Annotated in this window: 17 protein-coding genes; 9 read left to right on the plus strand and 8 right to left on the minus strand. The window is 72.8% G+C overall.

The annotated features are described in order from the left end of the window. Nucleotides 1-25 precede the first annotated feature (25 nt). The 3 genes from M8C13_RS20490 to M8C13_RS20500 all read right to left on the minus strand — a co-directional run bounded on the left by M8C13_RS20490 (nucleotide 26) and on the right by M8C13_RS20500 (nucleotide 2,048). Nucleotides 26-769, minus strand: coding sequence for an ESX secretion-associated protein EspG (locus M8C13_RS20490; protein ID WP_252482249.1), 744 nt, complete (start codon nucleotides 767-769; stop codon nucleotides 26-28). A gap of 107 nt (nucleotides 770-876) precedes the next feature. After that, nucleotides 877-1,326 (minus strand): hypothetical protein, encoded by a 450-nt coding sequence (locus tag M8C13_RS20495; RefSeq protein ID WP_252482250.1) that lies wholly within the window; start codon nucleotides 1,324-1,326, stop codon nucleotides 877-879. A 44-nt stretch (nucleotides 1,327-1,370) separates the two neighbouring features. Continuing rightward, nucleotides 1,371-2,048 carry a DUF5666 domain-containing protein gene (locus tag M8C13_RS20500; RefSeq protein WP_252482251.1) on the minus strand — a complete coding sequence of 226 codons (678 nt, stop codon included), beginning with the start codon at nucleotides 2,046-2,048 and terminating at the stop codon, nucleotides 1,371-1,373. 141 nt (nucleotides 2,049-2,189) lie between these two features. Here M8C13_RS20500 and M8C13_RS20505 point away from each other — a divergent pair, with 141 nt between their 5' ends. Continuing rightward, nucleotides 2,190-2,876 carry a response regulator transcription factor gene (locus tag M8C13_RS20505; RefSeq protein ID WP_252482252.1) on the plus strand — a complete coding sequence of 229 codons (687 nt, stop codon included), beginning with the start codon at nucleotides 2,190-2,192 and terminating at the stop codon, nucleotides 2,874-2,876. Further along, nucleotides 2,873-4,213, plus strand: coding sequence for a cell wall metabolism sensor histidine kinase WalK (locus M8C13_RS20510; protein WP_252482253.1), 1,341 nt, complete (start codon nucleotides 2,873-2,875; stop codon nucleotides 4,211-4,213). The genes M8C13_RS20505 and M8C13_RS20510 overlap by 4 nt, the downstream gene beginning before the upstream one ends. A 10-nt stretch (nucleotides 4,214-4,223) precedes the next feature. Here M8C13_RS20510 and M8C13_RS20515 read toward each other — a convergent pair whose 3' ends face one another. Then, the gene (locus M8C13_RS20515) at nucleotides 4,224-5,291 is read right to left on the minus strand and encodes a TrkA family potassium uptake protein (protein WP_252482254.1); all 1,068 of its coding nucleotides are present in this window, start codon (nucleotides 5,289-5,291) and stop codon (nucleotides 4,224-4,226) included. Continuing rightward, nucleotides 5,288-6,079, minus strand: coding sequence for a hypothetical protein (locus tag M8C13_RS20520; protein ID WP_252482255.1), 792 nt, complete (start codon nucleotides 6,077-6,079; stop codon nucleotides 5,288-5,290). Before M8C13_RS20520 ends, M8C13_RS20515 begins: the two co-directional genes overlap by 4 nt. A 62-nt stretch (nucleotides 6,080-6,141) precedes the next feature. Between M8C13_RS20520 and M8C13_RS20525 the strand changes: the two genes are divergently transcribed. Next, the gene (locus M8C13_RS20525; RefSeq protein ID WP_374213107.1) at nucleotides 6,142-6,513 is read left to right on the plus strand and encodes a hypothetical protein; all 372 of its coding nucleotides are present in this window, start codon (nucleotides 6,142-6,144) and stop codon (nucleotides 6,511-6,513) included. Here M8C13_RS20525 and M8C13_RS20530 read toward each other — a convergent pair. Then, entirely contained in the window at nucleotides 6,507-7,067 is a 561-nt protein-coding gene (locus M8C13_RS20530) for a hypothetical protein (protein WP_252482257.1), read from the minus strand. The two genes, M8C13_RS20525 and M8C13_RS20530, sit on opposite strands and share 7 nt — an antisense overlap. Before the next feature lie 182 nt (nucleotides 7,068-7,249). Between M8C13_RS20530 and M8C13_RS20535 the strand changes: the two genes are divergently transcribed. Together M8C13_RS20535 and M8C13_RS20540 are read left to right on the plus strand one after the other, a co-directional pair. Continuing rightward, on the plus strand, nucleotides 7,250-7,780 hold the full coding sequence (locus M8C13_RS20535; RefSeq protein ID WP_252482258.1) for a hypothetical protein: 531 nt from the start codon (nucleotides 7,250-7,252) through the stop codon (nucleotides 7,778-7,780). A gap of 41 nt (nucleotides 7,781-7,821) precedes the next feature. Continuing rightward, nucleotides 7,822-8,301, plus strand: a complete 480-nt coding sequence (locus tag M8C13_RS20540; protein WP_252482259.1) for a hypothetical protein — start codon at nucleotides 7,822-7,824, stop codon at nucleotides 8,299-8,301. A gap of 7 nt (nucleotides 8,302-8,308) precedes the next feature. Here M8C13_RS20540 and M8C13_RS20545 read toward each other — a convergent pair whose 3' ends face one another. After that, on the minus strand, nucleotides 8,309-11,764 hold the full coding sequence (locus M8C13_RS20545; protein WP_252482260.1) for an ATP-dependent DNA helicase: 3,456 nt from the start codon (nucleotides 11,762-11,764) through the stop codon (nucleotides 8,309-8,311). Further along, nucleotides 11,761-14,964 (minus strand): ATP-dependent DNA helicase, encoded by a 3,204-nt coding sequence (locus M8C13_RS20550; protein WP_252482261.1) that lies wholly within the window; start codon nucleotides 14,962-14,964, stop codon nucleotides 11,761-11,763. Before M8C13_RS20550 ends, M8C13_RS20545 begins: the two co-directional genes overlap by 4 nt. A 659-nt stretch (nucleotides 14,965-15,623) precedes the next feature. Between M8C13_RS20550 and M8C13_RS20555 the strand changes: the two genes are divergently transcribed. Genes M8C13_RS20555 through M8C13_RS20570 form a run of 4 tightly spaced genes read left to right on the plus strand, consistent with a single transcriptional unit; the run spans nucleotide 15,624 to nucleotide 20,135 of the window. Then, complete coding sequence (locus tag M8C13_RS20555; RefSeq protein ID WP_374213108.1) at nucleotides 15,624-17,057, plus strand: family 2B encapsulin nanocompartment shell protein; 1,434 nt, start codon at nucleotides 15,624-15,626, stop codon at nucleotides 17,055-17,057. Next, complete coding sequence (locus M8C13_RS20560; RefSeq protein WP_308202831.1) at nucleotides 17,050-18,141, plus strand: hypothetical protein; 1,092 nt, start codon at nucleotides 17,050-17,052, stop codon at nucleotides 18,139-18,141. The genes M8C13_RS20555 and M8C13_RS20560 overlap by 8 nt, the downstream gene beginning before the upstream one ends. Then, complete coding sequence (locus M8C13_RS20565; protein WP_252482262.1) at nucleotides 18,134-19,219, plus strand: hypothetical protein; 1,086 nt, start codon at nucleotides 18,134-18,136, stop codon at nucleotides 19,217-19,219. The genes M8C13_RS20560 and M8C13_RS20565 overlap by 8 nt, the downstream gene beginning before the upstream one ends. Nucleotides 19,220-19,262: 43 nt before the next feature. Further along, the gene (locus M8C13_RS20570; protein WP_252482263.1) at nucleotides 19,263-20,135 is read left to right on the plus strand and encodes a geranyl diphosphate 2-C-methyltransferase; all 873 of its coding nucleotides are present in this window, start codon (nucleotides 19,263-19,265) and stop codon (nucleotides 20,133-20,135) included. Nucleotides 20,136-20,137: the final 2 nt, after the last annotated feature.

Consider the following 20,137-nt stretch of genomic DNA (forward strand, 5'->3'; position numbering starts at 1 on the left):
CGTGAAACTAAAACTTTCGTGTAGTTCAGTCCCACCCCAGCGTCCGTGCCAGGTCCGCCAGCATCCGTTGCACCTGCGCCGTCACCCTGGCCGGGTTCCCGGGCGCGACCGTCGTCCACGACGACCCGTCATAGGTCCCGCGCTGCTCCAGCAGGTACCGCCCCCGCTCGGTGTCCAGGAAGCTCACCGTGTGCGCCGCCAGGTGCCGGCGACCGGCCCGGTCACGCATGGCCGCGGCGAACTGCCCACCGCCGATGATCCCGCTGAGCATGTGCCCCAAGGCTTCCGCGTCAGCGGACCGGACCCGGCGGGCGCGCAGGGCGGCGGTCAGGTCCTCGGTTCCGGTGTAGGCGCGGCCACAGGCCTCGTCGAAGACGGCGCTGGGCACGCTGACCGAGCGGCCGGGGCCGCCGCGCAGGGCGGGGGCGACCGAGACGATCAGGCGGGGCAGGGCGGTGCCGAAGGCTGGGCGCAGGCGGATGAGGTGGTCGCTGCGGATGGCCAGCAGGCCGGCGTCGCCGGAGGCCACCGCGACCGCCCACACCTCGGGCTGCCGGGAGACCTGCACGGTCACCTCGCGCTGGGCGCCCGCCAGCAGGCGCAGCGCGGGGACCAGGTCGTCCTCCGGCGGCGCGGGCGGTCCCTGCCGGGCCGGGCCGGGTGGGCCGGCCAGTGCGGGTGGTGGCGCGCCCAGGTCCAGCCGTTGCCAGGTCAGGGCGAACTGGCGCGGGTCGAGTCTGAGTTCGGCGCGGCGCGTTCCCGCGGTCACGGCAACGTCCCCATGAGGCTGCCCCTCTCCGCTGTTGCGACGGTGCGGAAAGTGAGACGGGAAACGGGACGTGCGGGTTCCCTATGAACGAGGTTCCCTATACGGACCTACGAACGGCGGGGCATCGGCAGCCGGACGCGGAGCAGGAAGCCGTAGAGCGCGCCCGCGACGCAGGCCAGGGCGAGCAGCACCGAGCTGAGCCTGCCCGCGAGCCCACTGCCGGTCGGTGTCGCCCCGGCCGGCAGCACCACCAGCTCGCCGGCGGCCACCGGCACGGGCAGGGCGACCCGCAGGGTCTCGCCCTGGCGGTGGCCGCAGCCGTCCAGCTTGGCCTGGCGCTTCTGGCCGTCGACCTCCAGCTCGACCACGTCCTGCGCGGCCTGGCCTGAGCACGGCGATGAGGTGACCACGACCGCGCTGACCTCGCGGGTCCGCGCCTGCGGCGGGGTGTCACCGAGCAGCGGGCGCAGCCAGACGACCAGCGCGGTGCCGAGACCGACCAGCCCGACCGCGAGCAGGATCAGTCCCCAGCGCACGGGAGCGGGTCGGGGAGCCACCCTGCCGATGGTGGCAGAAGGCTCCCCGTACCGGTCAACCGGCGCTACCGCTTGGCCGGGACCTGGCGCAGGCGCTCGGCCTTGAGCACCGCGCCGCTCTCCACCGCGTCCCCGCGCACCGCGACCACGTCGCCCACCTTGGGCTTGTCCTGGATGCCGGAGAGGTCGACCGCCTGGGCCAGCCCGGAGCGGGCCAGGATGGTGGCGCGGTCGCCGTCCAGCTTGGTCACGGTGCCGGTGAGGTGCGCCTTCGGCACGGTCACCCGCAACGCCTTGTTGTCCTTGGTCACCCGGACCGCGACCCGGTGGCCCGGCTTGAGGCCGGTCAGCTCGGCCACCCCGTTGCCGTGCACCCTGGTGCGCGCGTCCGCCTCCACGGTCACCTCGCCGCCGCCGTCCCTGGTGACGGTGAGCTTGCTGGTCTCCACCGACTTCACCGTGCCGAGCAGCACGGTGGTGTCGGCCTGCTGGCGGCGCTTGTCCTTGGGCCCCTTGGCCGGGTGCGCGGCGGCCTCGGCCGCGACCGGCTCGGCGGCCAGCCGGACCTCGCCCGCGGGCTGGGCCTGGCCGGTGAGACCGCCGAGCAGCACGGCCCCGATCGCCGCGCCCGCCACGCCGACCACCGCGACCACGCCGAGCGCCTTGAGCCCCCTGCGGCGGGGTGGCGCGGTCTCGGCGGCCTGCTCCTGCGGGACGGGCACGATCAACGGCTCCTCGTTCACGGTTCCTCCACGACGGCTGTGCGCACTTGACGGCTGGTGCGCGATCCGTCAGCCGACGCTCCTCGCCGAAGCTGAACCCGAGCTGAAACACCCGGTTCGGGGCAGGCACCTTCAGCCATGCTTCAGCCTGGTGGGACCACAATGGGACCGGTGAGCACCGCTGCACGAGTTCTGCTCGTCGAGGACGCCGAGGCCATCCGGGTCGCGGTGGCCTCCGCGCTGTCCGCCGCCGGGTACGCCGCCGAGGCCAGACCGGACGGCCGCACCCTGGAGGCGGACCTGGAGTCCTTCCGGCCGGACCTGGTCATCCTGGACGTGATGCTGCCGGGCCGGGACGGGTTCGCGCTGCTGGAGGTGGTGCGCAGCCGGTGCGACTCGGCGGTGGTGCTGCTGACCGCGCGGGACGGCGTGCACGACCGGGTGCGCGGGCTGCGCGGCGGCGCGGACGACTACGTGGTCAAGCCGTTCGAGCTGGCCGAGCTGATCGCGCGGGTGGGCGCGGTGCTGCGGCGGCTCAACCGGGTGCCCTCCACCACCCAGATCGCCGACCTGGTGATCGACGCCGACGGCGGCATCGTCTCCAGGGGCGGGGCGAACATCGAGCTGACCGCGACCGAGCTGCGGCTGCTGTCCTACCTGGCCGCCCAGCGCGGGCGGGTGGTGAGCAAGACGCAGATCCTCACCGCGGTGTGGGGCTATGAGGACTACGACGCGAACCTGGTCGAGGTGCACGTGAGCGCGCTGCGCCGCAAGCTGGAGGCGCACGGGCCGCGACTGCTGCACACCGTGCGCGGCCTGGGCTACGTGCTGCGCGCGAACGAGCCGTGACCGGCGCCGAGCCGCGACCGCTGCGCACCGGCTCGCTGCGGCTGCGGGTGTCCTGGGCCTCCTTCGGCGTGTTCGCGCTGGCGGTCATCGCGCTGATCGTGCTGGTGGACTGGCGCTTCGGCGTGCAGTCGACGCGCGAGCTCAAGGACCGGATGCAGGCGCGCGGGGACCTGGTGGTCAGCGCGGCGCGGGACTACCCGAGGGACAACCAGTACCTGGCGGTCAAGGCCACCGGCAACGGCATCCGCGGCACCGTGGTGCTGCCCAACGGCCAGGAGTTCCACGGCCCCAACCTCGGCGAGCTGGTCGACCCGGTGCGGGTGGAGCGGCAGCTGCCCGGCAAGCGCAAGCTCATCCTGGTCGCCGACCGCACCGAGACCAGCGCGGCCCAGCGCAGGCTGCGCCAGCTGCTGAGCCTGCTCGGCGTGGGCACCCTGGTCATCGCGGCCCTGGTGCAGGCGCTGGTGATCCGGCTGTCGCTGCGCCCGCTGGACCGGATGACCAGCCTGGCCCGCTCCATCGCCGGTGGGCACCGCGGCGGCAGGCTGGCGCCGACCAAGCGGAACACCGACATGGGTCGCTCCGCCGCCGCCTTCGACGAGATGCTGGACGCCCTGGAAGGCGCGGAACGGCAGGCGCGGGAGTCCGAGGAACGGGTGCGCCGGTTCCTGGCCGACGCCGCGCACGAGCTGCGCACCCCGCTGGCCGGGGTGCAGGCCGCGGCCGAGGCGGTGGTGCAGAGCAGCCCGGAGACCAGCTTCGAGGAGCGGGAGCGGCTCAACGTGCTGATGGCGCGGGAGGCCAGGCGGGCCGGCAGGCTGGTGGAGGACCTGCTCTCCATCGCCCGGATCGACGAGGGCCTGGAGCTGCGCTGGGAGCCGGTGGACCTGCTGGCGCTGGCCCGCTCGGAGGCCGAGCGGATCCGGTTGCTGGCCAACCACGTGCAGGTGGTGGTCGCGGGCACGCCGGCGGTGGTCTCCGGGGACGCCGACCGGCTGGCCCAGGTGCTGGCCAACCTGCTCGGCAACGCCCGCCGCTACTCCGAGCGCGGCGGCGTGGTCACGGTGCAGGTCGGGCAGCACGGGCCGTGGGCCTACGCGGAGGTCGCCGACGCCGGGCCGGGGGTGCCGCCCGCGGACCGGGAGCGGATCTTCGACCGGCTGGTGCGGCTGGACTCGGCGCGGGACCGGGGCTCGGGCGGCGCGGGGCTTGGGCTGGCGATCGCGCAGGGCATCGCGCGGGCGCATGGCGGCAACCTGGAGTGCGTGCAGCCGCCGCCGGGTCAGCCGGGAGCGCTGTTCCGGCTGCTGCTGCCGATCCGCCCGCCCGGCGACTGACCCGCGCGGCTCACTCCGGGCTGGCCGGGGTGACCTTCTTGACGTACAGCAGCCGGTCCCCGGTCTCGATCGCGTCCGCCTCCGGGGCGTCCACCCGGTACAGCTGACCGGCACGGACCACGCCGAGCACGATGTCGGAGATGTGCCGGGGCGAGCCGCCGACCTCGTTGGGCTCCACGTCGCGTTCGGCGATGGCCAGGCCGGCGTCCGGGGTGAGCAGGTCCTCGAACATCTCCACGATGGACGGGGTGGTGGTGGCCATGCCGAGCAGGCGGCCAGCCGTCTCGCTGGAGACCACCACCGAGTCGGCGCCGGACTGGCGGAGCAGGTGCACGTTCTCCGCTTCGCGGACCGAGGCGACGATCTGGGCCTTGGGGGCGAGCTCGCGGGCGGTCAGGGTGACCAGCACCGCGGTGTCGTCCCGGTTGGTGGCCACCACCACGGCCTTGGCCTGCGGCACGCCCGCGATGCGCAGCACGTCGGAGCGGGTGCCGGAGCCGTGCACGGTGACCAGCTTCTGCTGGGTGGCGGCTTCCAGGGACTCGTGCTCGGTGTCCACCACCACGATCTGGCTGGGGTCCACCCCGTCGCCGAGCAGCGCGCTGACCGACGAGCGGCCCTTCGTGCCGTAGCCGATGACGACCACGTGGTCACGCACGTTGGCCCTCCACTTCTGGATCTTGAAAGCCTGGCGGGAACGTTCGGTGAGCACTTCGAGGGTGGTACCGACCAGCACGATCAGGAAGAGCACCCGGAGTGGGGTGATCACCAGGATGTTGGTCAACCGGGCCGAGTCCGAGACCGGGGTGATGTCGCCGTAGCCGGTGGTGGACAGCGACACCGTGGCGTAGTAGATGGAGTCGAGCAGGGTCAGCCCATTGTCGTCCACGTCCCGGTAGCCGTGGCGGTCCAGGTACACGATGATCACCGTAATGGCCAGCGCGATGGACGCGCCGATCACCCTGGTGATGATCGAGCGCACCGGACCGCGGCCACCCTCGGGGATTCTGATGACCCCCACCAGGTCGTGGTCAGGACGGTCGGTCAGCTGGCTCACCGACCACCGACGCCGGATCATGCGGCACTCCCCCGATCGGTCAGGCCGGACGCGCGGGCGCCGGCGGTGCGCACCAGTGTGGCGAGTGCCTCCGCGTGCCCGTGCAGCGAGGCCAGGTCAACCCGCTCGTCCGCGCCCGGACCCGGCCGCGCGGTCAGCGGTGGCAGGGCGGGCAGCGCCCGTGCGCCCAGCGCGGTGCTCAGCAGCGGGGCGGCCTGCGCGCGCACCGGTTCGGCGGCACAGCACAGCACGTGATCCGCGGCCAGCTCCGCCGGGTACTCCCCGAGCAGCTCGTACAGGCTGGCCGCCGAGGGCAGGCCGGCGCCGTCGGCGAGCAGCCGCAGGCCCAGCGCGGGCCGCCGGCGGCCGGTGGCGGCCAGGTGGGCGCGCACGCCCAGGCGCAGCGCGGCGATCCGGCCGCGGCCGGATCGCACGCCGAGGCCGTGCAGCTGGCCCTCGCGCACGGTCGGCTCGAACGGCGGGAACCGCCAGTCGGCCAGCGCCGAGGGGGCGGGCACGTCGTGGTGGGTGTAGAGCAGCAGGGTCGGCGCGCCGGGCTCGGCCGGCCACTCGGCGTACACCGAGGGCACGCCGCGCAGGTCCCAGCGGCGGATCCGCGGCCAGCCGTCGCGGTCCAGGCGCAGGGCCAGCGCGTCGGCGGAACGGGTCACATCGGTGCGGTGCGCCGGGTCGGCGCTGATCGCGGGGATGGTCGTCCAGTCACGCAGGTCCGCCAGGAAGGTCTCGGCCAGGGCCTTGACCGCCTGTGCTTCGGCGGCACCCGCGCCCGGATGGTGGTCGTCGGTCACGGCGAAGCAGGCTAGGGCATCGGCGCGGGCGGCCGCCGCCGACACGACCTATGCTCGCCGGCATGAAGCGTGCCAAGGCCGCGGTTGTGCTCGCCGGGTTCCTCAGCGGGATGGGTGTGCTGCACTTCGTGCACCCGAAGCCCTTCGACCAGCTGGTGCCCGAGGCCCTGCCCGGCGGACCCCGGACCTGGACCTATCTGTCCGGGGTCGCCGAGCTGGCGGTGGGCGCGGCGGTGGCCGTGCCGAAGACCCGCAGGCTGGGCGCGCTGGCCGCCGCCGCGCTGTTCGTCGCGGTGTTCCCGGCCAACGTCAAGATGGCCTGGGACTGGCGGCACAAGCCGCTCAAGCAGAAGCTGGTCGCCTTCGGCAGGCTGCCGCTCCAGGTCCCGCTGGTGCTGTGGGCACTGCGGGTGCGCCGCGACGCCGGTCAGTAGTAGAGGACGTCCCAGTGCGGCGGGTTGGCCTCACGGGTGTAGATGTTCCCGGCCGCTGACACCCACTGCTCCACGCCGAAGGTGGGCCTGCGCTGGGTGAAGCTGCGCCGGATGTAGCCCTCCACGCAGTCCGCGCGGCGGATGTCGACCTTGTAGCCGTTCCAGTGCGAGTAGGTGCCGCTGCCGTGCCCGGTCTCGGTGCCGCCGGTGAGGTGCACGGCGCAGCCGCTGGCCCGCTTGAGCGTGATGACCTGGTCGATGGTGCCGGAGTAGATCTGCTCGAAGGAGGTGCAGCTGGGGTCGAGCCGGTTCGAGCAGTTGCCGCTGGAGGACCAGGTGATGCCGGCCGCGCGCAGCCGGGCGGTCGCGGTGGCGTGACTGATCTTGACCCCGCTCCTGTGCTGTCCCGGGATGTCGAACCCGGCCAGTCGAACGTGCTCAGGGGTGCGCTGTTCGGTGGACGGGACGGCGGTGGCCGCGGCGACCGGGGCGGTGAGCAGGCCGATGGCCGACACGGTGACGGCTAACAGGCCTCCGAGAATTTGTGTACGCATGGGTCTCCTAAAACGCAGGGGAGCGAACCATGCGCCACCGAATGGTTGGCTGGTCACAAGTTGACGGAGAGATAAGAAAAATCCCTCCATCCAGGGCAGCCCATTGCGCGGAATGGACGAAAACGGTGCTCACCCAGGCGGCCGCCGCACCGATCAACGACCGATCGGCCTAGGATGCCGGGGTGCCGCCACTCCAACACGCCGCTTCGGCGCTCGGCTGGCACGGCGTGGTCATCCCCGATGTCGCCGTGCTGGGCCAGCAGGTGTCCGCGGTGGTCCGCGTCCTGGACCACGTGCACCAGTGGCGCACCGAGCACGGCTGGCCGCCGGAGCCGGACCCGTCCTGGTTCCGCTCCTGGTTCGAGCCGGACTTCCACGACCAGATCCCGGTGCCCGCGGTGGAACTGCTGGGCGTGCTGGTGATCGAGTCCTCGGTGGAGTCCGCGCTGAACTCCTGCGGCACCCTGATGACGCTGGCCCCGTGCGCGGTGGTGCTGCCCGCGCCGCAGCCCGCGGACGCCTGGCCGCTGATCGAGCTGGACTACTACGGCATCGGCGTGGTCACCGCGGACACCGACGGCGCCGACGTGCTGATCGCGCCGGAGGACCGCTCGCGGGAGTTCGGTCCCTCGCTGTTCGGTCGCTGGCTGCAGGAAGTGCTCTACGAGCAGGCGCTGAAGCTGACCACGCAGACGGTGCGCACCCGCAACTGAGCCCGGGAGCCCTCCCGGCGCACCGGACTTACCGTGCCGCCATGCTCCGCACCGCGCCGGTGGTCCTCGGGATCGCACTCACCCTCGCCGGTTGCGCCGCCGAACCGGCCGCGCCGCCCTCCTCGACCGCGCCTGCCACGCCGACCAGGGAGATCACCCCGAAGGACCTGCTGCGCGCGCAGGCCCGCGGTTCCACGGCGGACATGGCGACCACGGCCTGCCGCCAGGGCGTCGCGGCCACCGACCCGGTGTGCGGTGAGCACCTGACCGCGGTCGAGCAGACCGTGGCCAAGGTGCGGGAGGCGCTGGGCCAGTCGGTCAAGGACCGCGACCTGACCAAGGCGAACGAGGCGGCCGCCTGGGTGGCCAAGTCGGTGGGGCAGGTGCGGAAGATGAACTGCTACGGGATGAACGGGCCGGAGCACAAGCCGGGCAAGAACGAGTCGGAGCTGTGCGGCTCGTTCGGGCGGCTCGCGCTGATGAAGTGGCTGAACTACCAGACCACCGTGGAACGGCTCTAGGCCGTGCCTAGCGCATCGGGATCGAGCGGACCAGCTCGCGCAGGCCCTCGGCGTCGAGCAGGTCGGCCGGGCGCAGCGTGACGTCGGCGCGCACGTAGTGGAAGGCGGCGCGCACGGTGTCCAGCTCCGCGCCGGAGAGCGCGGCCCAGGCCAGGCGGTAGGCGGCCAGCTGGACCGAGAGCGCGGGCAGGTGGTCGTCGTCGGGGACCGCGCCGGTCTTCCAGTCGACCACGGTCCAGCCGCCGTCCGGGTCGGCGAAGACCGCGTCCATCCGGCCGCGCACGGTGATCCCGTCCACCTCGGTCTCGAACGGGACCTCCACGTCGTGCGGCGTGCGCTCGGCCCAGGCGCTGGCCAGGAAGGCGCGCTGCAGGACGTCCACGTTCTCCTCGGTCGGCAGGTCGGCGTCGGCCGCGCCGGGCAGCTCGTCGAACTCGAGCAGCCGGCTGGCCTGGAAGCGGTTCTCCAGCCAGGCGTGGAAGGCGGTTCCCCGGCGCGCCAACGGGTTCGGCGGGAACGGCAGCGGGCGGCGCAGGCGGCGGGCCAGCGCGTCCGGGTCCTTGGCCAGCTCAACCAGCTGGCTGACCGAGAGCTGCTCGGGCAGCAGGACCTGTTCGCGGCGGCTCGCGGCGGCGGCGCGTTCGGCGAGCAGGACGTCGACGTCGCGGGCCCAGCCCTCAGGGTCGAACTCGTTGGTGGGAACGGGTTCGGGGGCCGGTTCGGGCTCGGGCTCTGGTTCGGCGGTGGCCTCCGGGGCGGGTTCCGGCGGTTCCGGCTCGTCGAAGTAGGGGTCCTCCGGCAGGTACTCGTCCTCCTCCGGCGGGAGGTAGTCGTCGTCCGGGGGCAGGTACTCCTCGTCCGACGGGGTGGCGAGCGGTTCCTCGTCGGCCGGTTCCTCGACCGGCGGCCGGTATTCGTCCACAGTGGACAGTGCTTGGCGGACCAGGTTCGCGCCCTCGGTGACCGCGGAGCGCCTGCGCGCCAACGGGTCCACCGGCCAGGTGAGGCTGTTTCCCTGGGCCGCCAGCGGGTTGTCCTCGTCCTCCTCGGGGCGCGCGGCCCAGTGGTGCACGATGCCGACTCGCTCGCCCGCGGTGACCACCTCGTGGATCTCGGTCAGGAACTCCGAGGGGCCGCGCGGCTTCTCCCCCGTCTCGCCCCACCAGTGGCCGGAGACCAGCAGGGTCTCCTCGGAGCGGGTCAGCGCCACGTAGAGCAGCCTGCGCTCCTCGGCCAGCCGTCGTTCCTCGAACTCCTCGGAGTGCACGGCCAGGGCTTCCTCGATCTCCTTGCGGTTCTCGCAGGAGGCCAGGTTCAACCCGGGCAGGTCCTGGGCGTCGCCGCGCAGCACCGCGGGCAGCTGGTGCGGCACCCGCAGCCAGGAGGCGGACTTGCGGCGGCCCGGGAAGACGTCCTTGACCAGGTGCGGCACCGCGACCACCTGCCACTCCAGGCCCTTGGCCGCGTGCGCGGTGAGGATCTGCACCCGGTCGGGCGAGACCTCGACCTCGCCGGGTTCCAGGCCGTCCTCGGCGCGTTCGGCGGTGGCCAGGTAGTCCAGCAGGCCGTTGAGGGTGGGGTTGGCGCTGCTGCGGGCGAACTCGGAGACCACGTCGGCGAAGGCGTCCAGGTGCGCGCGGCCCACGCCGGAGAGCCGGGACAGCGACTCGATGTCCAGCAGCAGGGTGCGTTCCACGTCGGCGACCAGCTCGCCGAGCGGCTGGTCGCCGCGGCGGCGCAGCGCGGCCAGCTCGCCGCCGAGCCTGCGGATCCGGCGGTAGCCCTCGGGGCTGTAGTCCTCCGGCGGGCCGGGATCGTCCAGCGCGTCCACCAGCCCGGCCTGTTCGGCGTGCTCGCCGGGCAGCGCGTCGGCCAGCGCGTCCAGCGGGTCCGGGCCGCCGCGTTTGCTCTCCGGGGTGGCCAGGTGCCGGGCCCGGCGCCACAGCGCGGCCAGGTCCGCCACGCCCAGCCGCCAGCGGGCGCCGGTGAGCAGGCGCATGGCCGCGGTGCCCGCCAGCGGATCGGTGAGCATGCGCAGCGCGCTGACCAGGTCGCGGACCTCGGGCTCGTCCAGCAGGCCACCGAGGCCGACCACCTCCACCGGCAGGCCGCGTTCGCGCAGCGCGGCGGCGATCCCGGCCATGTCGGCCCGCCTGCGCACCAGCACCGCGGCCGTGGGCGGCGCGCCGGTGGCGTCCACTGTGGACTCCCAGCGGGCGGCCACGGTGTCGGCCACCCAGTCCAGCTCGGCCCGGATGTCCGGCAGCAGCGCGATCCGCACGTCGCCGACGCCCGCGCCGTCCCTGGCCCGCAGCTCGGCCACGCCGGAACGCAGCTCGGCGGAGACCTGGTTGGCCAGCCGCAGCACCTCCGGCGGGTTCCGGAAGCTGGTGAGCAGGCCGTAAGTCGTTGCCGGGACCCACTTCCCGCGCGGGTCGCGGGCCGGGAAGTCGGTGGCGAAGCGGGGCAGGTTGGCCGCGCTCGCGCCGCGCCAGCCGTAGATCGCCTGCACCGGGTCGCCCACCGCGGTGACCGGCAGCACCGGCCGCCCGGACCCGCCGAACAACCCGCGCAGCAGCACCCGCTGGGCGTGGCCGGTGTCCTGGTACTCATCCAGCAGCACCGCGCCGTAGCGCTCCCGCTCCAGCGCCACCACGTCCGGGTCGGACTCGGCCAGGGTGGCCGCCAGCGACATCTGGTCGGCGAAGTCCATCGCCGCCTCCCGCCGCTTGCGCTTGGCGTAGGCCTCCACCAGCGGCAGCAGCGCGACCCGGAGCCGTTGCGCGGCAACGATCTCCTGCAGGGCCACCGGCAGGCCCTCGCGCTGCCGGGGCGCCCTCGGCGCGTCCTCGATCAGGCAGCAGAACTCCGCGGCGTGCGCCCGCAGCTGGTCCGGGGTGACCAGGTGCTCGCCCAGCTCACCGGCCAGGGACAGCAGGTACTGGGTGACCGTGGCCGGCACCTTGTCGGTGTCGATGTCCTCGGTCCACCCGGCCACCACCCGGTGCGCGAGCTGCCAGGCCGCGGTCTCGGTGAGCAGCCGGGCTCCCGGCTCGACCGGCAGCCGCAGCCCGTGCTCGCCGACCAGCCTGCCCGCGTAGGCGTGGTAGGTCAGCACGGTCGGCTCGGCGGCGGTGACCGCGGCCCTGCGGTCGCCGCTGGGGTCGAGCCGGTCCAGCAGGCCGGAGCCGGCCAGCCTGCGCAGCCGGGCGCGCACCCGGTCGGCGAGCTGGCGGGCGGCCTTGCGGGTGAAGGTCAGGCCCAGCACGCGTTCCGGGGTGACCAGGCCGTTGGCCACCAGCCACACCACCCTGGCCGCCATGGTCTCGGTCTTGCCCGCGCCCGCGCCCGCGATGACCAGCGCGGGCTCGGCGGGCGCGGCGATCACCTCGGCCTGTTCCGGGGTGGGCGGGTGCAGGCCGAGTGCCGCCGCCACCTCGTGCGGGGTGGCGAGTTCGGTCACTCGCTCACCTGCCTGCCGGAATCCTGTGTGGGACAACAGGTCTTGGCCGGGCAGCGGGAGCAGTCGGTGTTCTCGGTGGCGGTGAAGGTGGGTCCGATGCAGGCCTGCCCGGCGGCGTAGACCGCGTCCAGCCAGACCTTGACCTTCTCCCCGTCCAGCGGCGGCTGGTTGCGCTCGGCCGCGCCGGACTTCTTGTCCGGCTTGGCCACGTAGAGCAGCCGCGCGCCGCCGGGTTCGTCCCGCAGGCCGAGGGAGGAGAACGCGCCGAGCGCGGCGGCCAGCTGGTAGACGGCCAGCTGCGGGTGCTCCTCGGCCTCCTTCTTGCTGACCGCGGTGCGCGCGGTCTTGATGTCGACCACCACCGGGCGGCCCTCGCCGTCGGCGTCCAGCCGGTCCACCCGGCCCTTGACCCGCAGCCACGGCCCGCCCTCCTCCTTCGGCGGCAGCTCCACGGTGATCTCGTGCTCGACCGCGACCTGGGTCAGCTCGGCCCGGCTGCGCACCAGCCAGGCCCGGAAGGAGTCGACCATCTGCTCGACCCTGGCCCTTTCCTTGCGGGAGAACCAGGGCGCGCCCGCGTCCACCGCGGCCCACGCCTCGTCCAGGGTGCGTTGCAGGGCCTCCGGATCGGCCCCGGAGGCGGCGGCCTGCACCAGAGCGTGCACCAGAGAACCGGTGATGGAGGCCAGCTCGGCCGGGTCCTGGCCGCCGTGCCGCTCCACCATCCAGCGCAGCGGGCAGCGGGAGAGGATGTCCACAGTGGACGGTGAGATGCCGACCGCGTCCACATCTGTCCACAGTGGACGTTCGGTGCTGGTCTCGCCCAGGCCGTACCAGGAGTCCGGGTGCGCGCCGGGCACCCCGGCCGCGGCCAGCCTGGCCAGCTGGGTGGCCGCGCGCTGCCGCTGGTCGGCCTCGGCCCGCGGATCGCAGACCGCGCGGCGCAGATCGCCGACCAGGTCGGCCAGGATCAGGCCGCGGCTGGGCTGGAACACCGGGCGGACCGCGTCGGCCTCCTCGCTGCCCTCGAAGTCCGCGCCGTCGAGCTCGTCCAGGAAACGGGACGGGGTGTCGTCCTCGCCGCGCACCGCGCTGACGATCAGCGACTGCCGGGCCCGGCTGGCCGCGACCAGCAACAACCGCCGTTCCTCGGCCAGGATCGGGGCCACCGCGGAGACCTTGTCCTCGGCGCGCACCCCGGAGAGCAGGTCGACCAGCCGCTCCACCCCGAGCAGCGAGCCGCGCAGCCGCAGGTCCGGCCAGATCCCCTCCTGCACCCCCGGCACCGCGACCACCGTCCACTCCCGGCCGACCGCGGCGTGCGCGGTGAGCAGCGCCACCGCCTCGCCCTGCGGCGCGGCCGGGGCCAGCGTGTCACCGGAGATCTGTTGCGAGGCAAGGTAGTCGGCGAACCCGGCCACCCCGGAGCCGGGCAGCCGGTCGGCGTAGCGGGCGGCCGCGTCGAACAGCTCGACCACCGAGTCCAGGTCCCGGTCCGCCTGCGCGCCAACGGGTCCGTGCCGCCCGGCCAGCGCCAGCCAGCGCTGCTCCAGCCCACTGGCCTGCCAGACCTGCCAGAGCACCTGCTCCACGCCTTCCCCGGCGGCCACCGCCTGCCGGGCGATCCGCAGCAGCATGGCCACCCGGCGCGCGGGCTCGGCGGCCTCGTCCAGCGCGACCAGCTTCTCGTCCACGTTGAGCGCCTCGACCAGCAGCTCCCCGCTGGCCCGGTCGCCACCGGCGGCCAGCTCCAGCCGGCGCAGGCCGCGGCGGAGCTTGCGCAGCGCCAGCGGGTCGCCGCCGCCGAAGGGCCCGGTGAGCAGCGCGGCGGCCAGGTCGGGGTCGAGCAGCGCGGGGTCGGCCGCGCAGCGCAGCACGGTCAGGAACGGCCACACCGCGTTCTGCTGGGGCAGCGGCAGCTCGTCCCCGGGCACCGCCACCGGCACCCCGGCGGCCAGCAGCGCCCTGCGCAGCACCGGCAGCGTGTTCCCGGTGCTGCGCACCAGCACCGCCATCGCCGAGTAGGGCACCTCCGCCAGCAGGTGCGCCCGCCGCAGCTGGTCGGCGATCCAGGTCGCCTCCTGCGCCGCCGAGGCCAGCACCTTCACCTGCACCGACCCCGGATCGCCATCGGTCCGCCCGCGCAGCTCGCGCTGCGGGCCCGCGCCGGGCAGCCGACCGGCCAGCCTGCTCACCGCGGCGCGCACCGCGGGCGCCATCCGGTGGTCGTGGGCGAGCACCACGGTGCCGCGCTCGCCGGGCACCTCGGCCAGCAGCCGCCGGGGGTCCGCGCCGCGGAAGGTGAACACCGCCTGGTCCGGGTCCCCGGCCAGCACGCACTCCTGCGCCGCGTCGCCCAGCCGGCGCACCAGCGTGTACTGCAACGGGTCCAGGTGCTGCCCGTCGTCCACCAGCAGGTGCCGCACCCGGGCCTGCTCGGCGGCCAGCAGCTCTGGATCGGTCTGCAGGGCCAGCAGCGCGGAGCCGACCAGCTCGGCCGCGTCCAGCGCGGGCGCGGCGGCCTGCGGACCGGCCGAGCCGACCACCCCGCGCAACAGCGTCACCTGCTCGTACTGCAACCCGAAGGTGCCAGCCGCCACCCACTCCGGCCGCTCGTGCCGCTCACCGAGCTCGATCAGCTCCTCCGGCCCCACCCCGCGCTCGGCGGCCCGCAGCAGCAGGTCCCGCAGCTCCGCGGCGAACCCCGGCAGCCCCAGCGCGGGCCGCAACCGCTCCGGCCAGTCCGGCGCGCCCGCCTCGATGTCCCCGGCCAGCAGCTCCCGCACCACCGCGTCCTGCTCCGGCCCGGACAACAGCCGCGGCGGCGGCAACCCGTCCCTGGCGGCCTGCAACCGCAGCACCGCGAAGGCGTAGGAGTGCACGGTGCGCACCAGCGGCTCCCGGATGGTGCGCAGCCCCTCCGGCTGGTCCGCGGTCAGCCGGGCGGTGATCCGGGCCCGCAGGGTGATCGCGGACTTCCGGCTCGCGGCCAGCACCAGCACCCGCTCCGGATCGGCCCCCCGCCGGATCCGGTCCGCGGCCACCTCGGCCAGCAGCGTGGTCTTGCCCGTCCCCGGCCCGCCCAGCACCCGCAGGAACCCGCCGGTGTGCGCGAGCACCGCACGGGCCGCGTCGTCCCACCTGGGCGGCGGAACCGGCTCGGCCGTCCGGCGAACCAGCGCGGGCGGACGGAGGGACACCGTGGCATCGAATCACGCCGGGTGGTCGGGCGGGTGAACTGACCCCCGGCGCGTTCCGCTCATGGCCGCGGCCGGTGACCGGCCGGGCACGCGCGGGTGCCACGGCGGGCCCCCGCCGGGGGTCGCGCACGAATGCGCACAGGCCAGATTTTGCCCTTTTGGGCACTGATTGCGCGCACAAGTGAAAAGCCGGGGGTAGCGGATCATGGGATGTGTCCACTTGCGATAACACACGATTTGCAACGCTCTCTGCGACATAGATCACGAAAGCTCGTTTGGCGTAAGGGGAAACTCGTTCTGTGCACTGGTCGCATTCGCGGGTCTGCGGCAACCGTGTCCGGACTGGGCCGAGTGTTCGCACAAAATGCCGATTGCCAGTCACAGCGCGCTGCGTAAACCCCCAAATCGTGTGGTCATGCACCTTGCAAAACTTGTCGTAAGACAAAGAACAAGTCCCCCGGTCAGGTGACTTCACGCGGGCGAACGGGCGGTGCTAGCTTCGCCATGACCGGACGTTAATGCGAGGCCCACCCCACTCGGACACCTAGCCGAGTGGCTGCGCCACGCCATTGAGCAGCACAATTTTCCCAAAGGTTTCCTTTTACTTTTTCAATCTATTCTTCCCTTTTTCGCATGCATAGAAATTGGTGGTGTACGCGGTGACTGAATCGTTGGAGTCCGACGTCCGGACCGAGAGCAACGGCAACGGCAACGGGCACGCCCAGCTCAGCCTCGGTACGGCTGCGGCGCGGAACCTGGCGACGACGACCAAGTCCGTCCCGCAGATGCAGGCGATCTCCTCCCGGTGGCTGCTGAAAGTGCTGCCCTGGGTGGAGGCCAAGGGCGGCGCGTTCCGGGTCAACCGGCGGCTGAGCTACACCGTCGGCGACGGCCGGGTCACCTTCACCTCGGTCGGCGACCAGATCCGGGTGGTGCCGCCGGAGCTGTGCGAGCTGCCGATCCTGCGCGGGTTCGGCGACGAGGAGGTGCTCACCGCGCTGGCCCTGCGGTTCCAGCAGCGGGAGTACCAGCCGGGCGATGTGATCGTGGAGTTCGGCAACGAGTCCAACGAGGCGTTCCTGATCGCGCACGGCAAGGTCAACAAGCTCGGCCTCGGCGAGTTCGGCGACCAGACCGTGCTGGGCACCATGGCCAACGGCGACCACTTCGGCGACGACTCGCTCACCGACCCCAGCAGCATCTGGGACTACACCGTCAAGGCGGTCACCCCGGTGACCGTGCTGGTGCTGGAGCAGCGCGGCTACGACGAGATCGTGGACCAGTCCCCCGCGCTGCAGGAGCACATCGCGGCCTACGTGGCGGGCCAGGCGCGCAAGGGCAACCCACACGGCGAGGCCGAGATCAGGGTGGCCTCCGGGCACGAGGGCGAGGTCGCCCTGCCCGGCACCTTCGTCGACTACGAGCTGAGCCCGCGGGAGTACGAGCTCAGCGTGGCGCAGACCGTGCTGCGGGTGCACTCCAGGGTCGCCGACCTCTACAACCAGCCGATGAACCAGCTCGACCAGCAGCTGCGGCTGACCATCGAGGCGCTGCGCGAGCGCCAGGAGCACGAGCTGGTCAACAACAAGAGCTTCGGCCTGCTGCACAACGCCGACCTCAAGCAGCGCATCCACACCCGCTCCGGCCCGCCCACCCCGGACGACCTGGACAACCTGCTGGCCACGGTGTGGAAGGAGCCGAGCTACCTCATGGCCCACCCGAAGGCGATCGCCGCCTTCGGCCGGGAGTGCAGCAAGCGCGGCATCTACCCGACCGCGATCGACATGAACGGCAACAAGGTGCCGTCCTGGCGCGGGGTGCCCATCCTGCCCTGCAACAAGATCCCGATCAGCCGGCACAACACCAGCTCGATCATGCTGCTGCGGGTCGGCGAGCACAACCAGGGCGTGGTCGGCCTGCACCAGACCGGCATCCCGGATGAGTACCAGCCCGGTCTCTCGGTGCGGTTCATGGGGATCAGCGAGAAGGCGATCATCTCCTACCTGGTGAGCGCCTACTACTCGGCCGCGGTGCTGGTGCCGGACGCGCTGGGCGTGCTGGAGAACGTGGAACTCGGCCGGCACGATGGCTGATCAGCCCTTCGAGCTGCCGGACTTCTACCTGCCGCACCCGGCACGGTTGAACCCGCATCTGGAGTCGGCGAGGGCCCACGACAAGCGGTGGGCGCTCGAGATGGAGATGATCGGGTGCACGAAGGACGGCGGACCGGAGATCTGGAGCGAGGCCTACTTCGACGGCATGGACATGGCCGGGCTGTGCGCCTGGGCGCATCCCGATGCGCCCGGCGACCGGCTCGACCTGGTGACCGACTGGTACACCTGGGTCTTCTACTTCGACGACCACTTCCTGGCGTTGTTCAAGAGGACCAAGGACCAGCAGGGGGCCAAGGCCTATCTGGACCGGCTGATGGCCTTCATGCCGCTGGACCTCTCCGACCCTCCACAGTGGACGAACCCGGTGGAGCGCGGACTGGCCGACCTCTGGAGGCGCACCGCACCGCACATGTCGATGGACTGGCGTGCGCGGTTCGCGGTGAGCACGGAGAACCTGTTGGTGGACTGCGTGTGGGAGCTGGACAACATCGCCAACGGCCGGGTGCCGAACCCGATCGACTACCTCGGCATGCGCCGCAAGGTCGGCGGCGCGCCGTGGTCGGCGGGCCTGGTCGAGTACACCGAAGGCGCGGAGGTCCCGGAACGGGTGGCGCACAGCCGCCCGCTCCGGGTCCTCCGGGACACCTTCGCCGACGGGGTGCACCTGCGCAACGACATCTTCAGCTATCAGCGGGAGACCCAGCAGGAGGGTGAGGTGAACAACGGCGTGCTGGTGCTGGAGACCTTCCTCGGCTGCGGCCCGCAGCAGGCCGCGGACACCGTCAGCGACATCATCACCTCACGGCTGCGGCAGTTCGAGCACACCGCGCTGACCGAGCTGCCGCCGCTGTTCGCCGAGCACGCGCTCACGCCCGCCGAGCAGCTCGCGGTGGCCAAGTACGTCAAGGGGTTGCAGGACTGGCAGTCCGGCGGGCACCAGTGGCACCTGCGCTCCAACCGGTACATGAACAAGAACGCGCCCGTGCCCGGCGCGCGGCGGGCAGGCCGGTTCCGCAGCGGGGTCGGCACCGGCTCGCTGCCGATCGGGGGCGGACATGGCTGATGCCACCACGATGCTCGGCCTGACCGGCCCCGGCATGGGCCTGACCCGGATGTCGGCCTTCGCGCCCCCGGTCAACACCGAACCGGTGCAGCCGCACGGGGTGCACTTCGGCGGCGGCGCGCTGCCGGAGTTCTACCTGCCCTACCCGGCCAAGACCAGCCCCCACCTGGAGCGGGCCAGGACCTTCGCCGCGGACTGGACCAGGCGGATCGGCATCGGGCGCGCCGGGGTGTGGACCGACCACTGGGCCGACGCCCAGGACTTCGGGCTGTGGGCCGCGCTGAGCGTGCCGCACGCCCCGGCCCAGGCGGTGGAGCTGGTGGCGGCCTGGGGTGTCTGGGGCTTCCACTACGACGACTTCATCGACGACCGGTTCAAGCGCACCCGCGACCTGGCCGGTGCACGGTCCTATGTGGACAGACTGATGACCTTCCTGCCCGCGGAGCTGTCCGCGATGCCCGTGCCTGCGGACCCGGTGCAGGCCGGGCTGGCCGACCTGTGGACCCGGATGGCGCCGACGCTGCCGCCCTCGGGCCGGGCCGCCTATCCCGGGCAGCTCGGGGAGTTCCTGCGCGGACCGCTGTGGGAGATCCACAACGTGCTGCTGGGCCGGGTCCCGGATCCGGTGGACTACCTGGAGATGCGCCGGCAGACCGGCGGCGGGATGTTCGCCTACGGGCTGGCCATGGCGGCCCTGGGCGGCGACCTGCCCACGGCGGTGCGCGAGCACCGGACCATGCGCGCGCTGGCCGAGATCTTCGCCGAGGCGCCGGGGATCCGCAACGACGTCCTGTCCTACGACAAGGAGATCCGGGCCGGTGACACGCACAACGCCGTGCTGATCACCCAGCAGTTCCTGGGCTGCGACCGCGGCCGGGCGACCGCGATCGTGAACGACCTGCTCACCCAGCGGATCAAGCAGTTCCAGCGGCTGGCCGCGGTGGACGTGCCGCGGCTGGCCAGGGAGCTGGAGCTGGACGCCATCGATCGGGCGTCGCTGACCGGCGTGGTGGACGCGCTGCGCGACTGGCTGGCCGGGGACCACGTGTGGCAGTCCGGCAGCCCGCGCTACCGATGAACCAGTTTCCCTTGCACCAGAACGACAATGGAGGAGTCGCACGATGACCACAGTCCAGCCACGGGAATCCGAGACGGCCAAGCCGGTGCTGCGCAGCGCCTACCAGCGTTCGGTCGCGGAGTACTGGAACGCCGAGCAGGACCCGGTGAACCTCCGGCTCGGCGACGTCGACGGCCTCTACCACCACCACTACGGCCTCGGCGACTACGACCCGGCCGTGCTGGAGGCCCCGGCGGACCGCAGGGACCAGGCGATCATCGACGAGATGCACCGGCTGGAGACCGCGCAGGCGGAGGTGCTGCTCGACCACCTCGGCGACGTCAAGCCCACGGACAAGCTGCTGGACGCGGGCTGCGGCCGCGGCGGCACCAGCATCATGGCCAACCTGCGCTTCGGCTGCGAGGTCGACGGCGTGTCCATCTCGCAGAAGCAGGTGGACTTCGCCAACGAGCAGGCCCGCAAGCGCGGGGTGGCCGACCGGGTGCGGTACCACTTCCGGAACATGCTCGACACCGGGTTCGAGACGGCCTCCCGCAAGGCCATCTGGAACAACGAGAGCACCATGTACGTGGACCTGCACCAGCTCTTCGCCGAGCACGCCCGGCAGCTGGAGATCGGCGGCCGCTACGTCACGATCACCGGTTGCTACAACGACGTCACCGGCGGGCGGTCCAAGGCGGTCAGCCAGATCGACCAGCACTACACCTGCAACATCCACCCCCGCAGCGAGTACTTCAAGGCCATGCAGGCCAACAACCTGGTGCCGATCAGCGTGATCGACCTGACCGCGGCCACCATCCCGTACTGGGAGCTGCGGGAGAAGTCCTCGGTCGCCACCGGCGTGGAGGCCCCGTTCCTGCAGGCCTACCGCGAGGGCAGCTTCCACTACCTGCTCATCGCGGCCGACCGGATCTGACG

It is taken from the genome of Crossiella sp. SN42, assembly GCF_023897065.1.
Lineage (GTDB): Bacteria > Actinomycetota > Actinomycetes > Mycobacteriales > Pseudonocardiaceae > Crossiella.

What these genes read in the sequence shown, in the direction of transcription:
- M8C13_RS20515 (WP_252482254.1), bottom strand. Translation starts at nt 5,291, where the DNA reads ATGATCCGGCGTCGGTGGTCGGTGAGCCAGCTGACCGACCGTCCTGAC.
- M8C13_RS20565 (WP_252482262.1), top strand. Translation starts at nt 18,134, where the DNA reads ATGGCTGATGCCACCACGATGCTCGGCCTGACCGGCCCCGGCATGGGC.
- M8C13_RS20530 (WP_252482257.1), bottom strand. Translation starts at nt 7,067, where the DNA reads ATGCGTACACAAATTCTCGGAGGCCTGTTAGCCGTCACCGTGTCGGCC.
- M8C13_RS20540 (WP_252482259.1), top strand. Translation starts at nt 7,822, where the DNA reads ATGCTCCGCACCGCGCCGGTGGTCCTCGGGATCGCACTCACCCTCGCC.
- M8C13_RS20560 (WP_308202831.1), top strand. Translation starts at nt 17,050, where the DNA reads ATGGCTGATCAGCCCTTCGAGCTGCCGGACTTCTACCTGCCGCACCCG.
- M8C13_RS20570 (WP_252482263.1), top strand. Translation starts at nt 19,263, where the DNA reads ATGACCACAGTCCAGCCACGGGAATCCGAGACGGCCAAGCCGGTGCTG.
- M8C13_RS20525 (WP_374213107.1), top strand. Translation starts at nt 6,142, where the DNA reads ATGAAGCGTGCCAAGGCCGCGGTTGTGCTCGCCGGGTTCCTCAGCGGG.
- M8C13_RS20505 (WP_252482252.1), top strand. Translation starts at nt 2,190, where the DNA reads ATGGGACCGGTGAGCACCGCTGCACGAGTTCTGCTCGTCGAGGACGCC.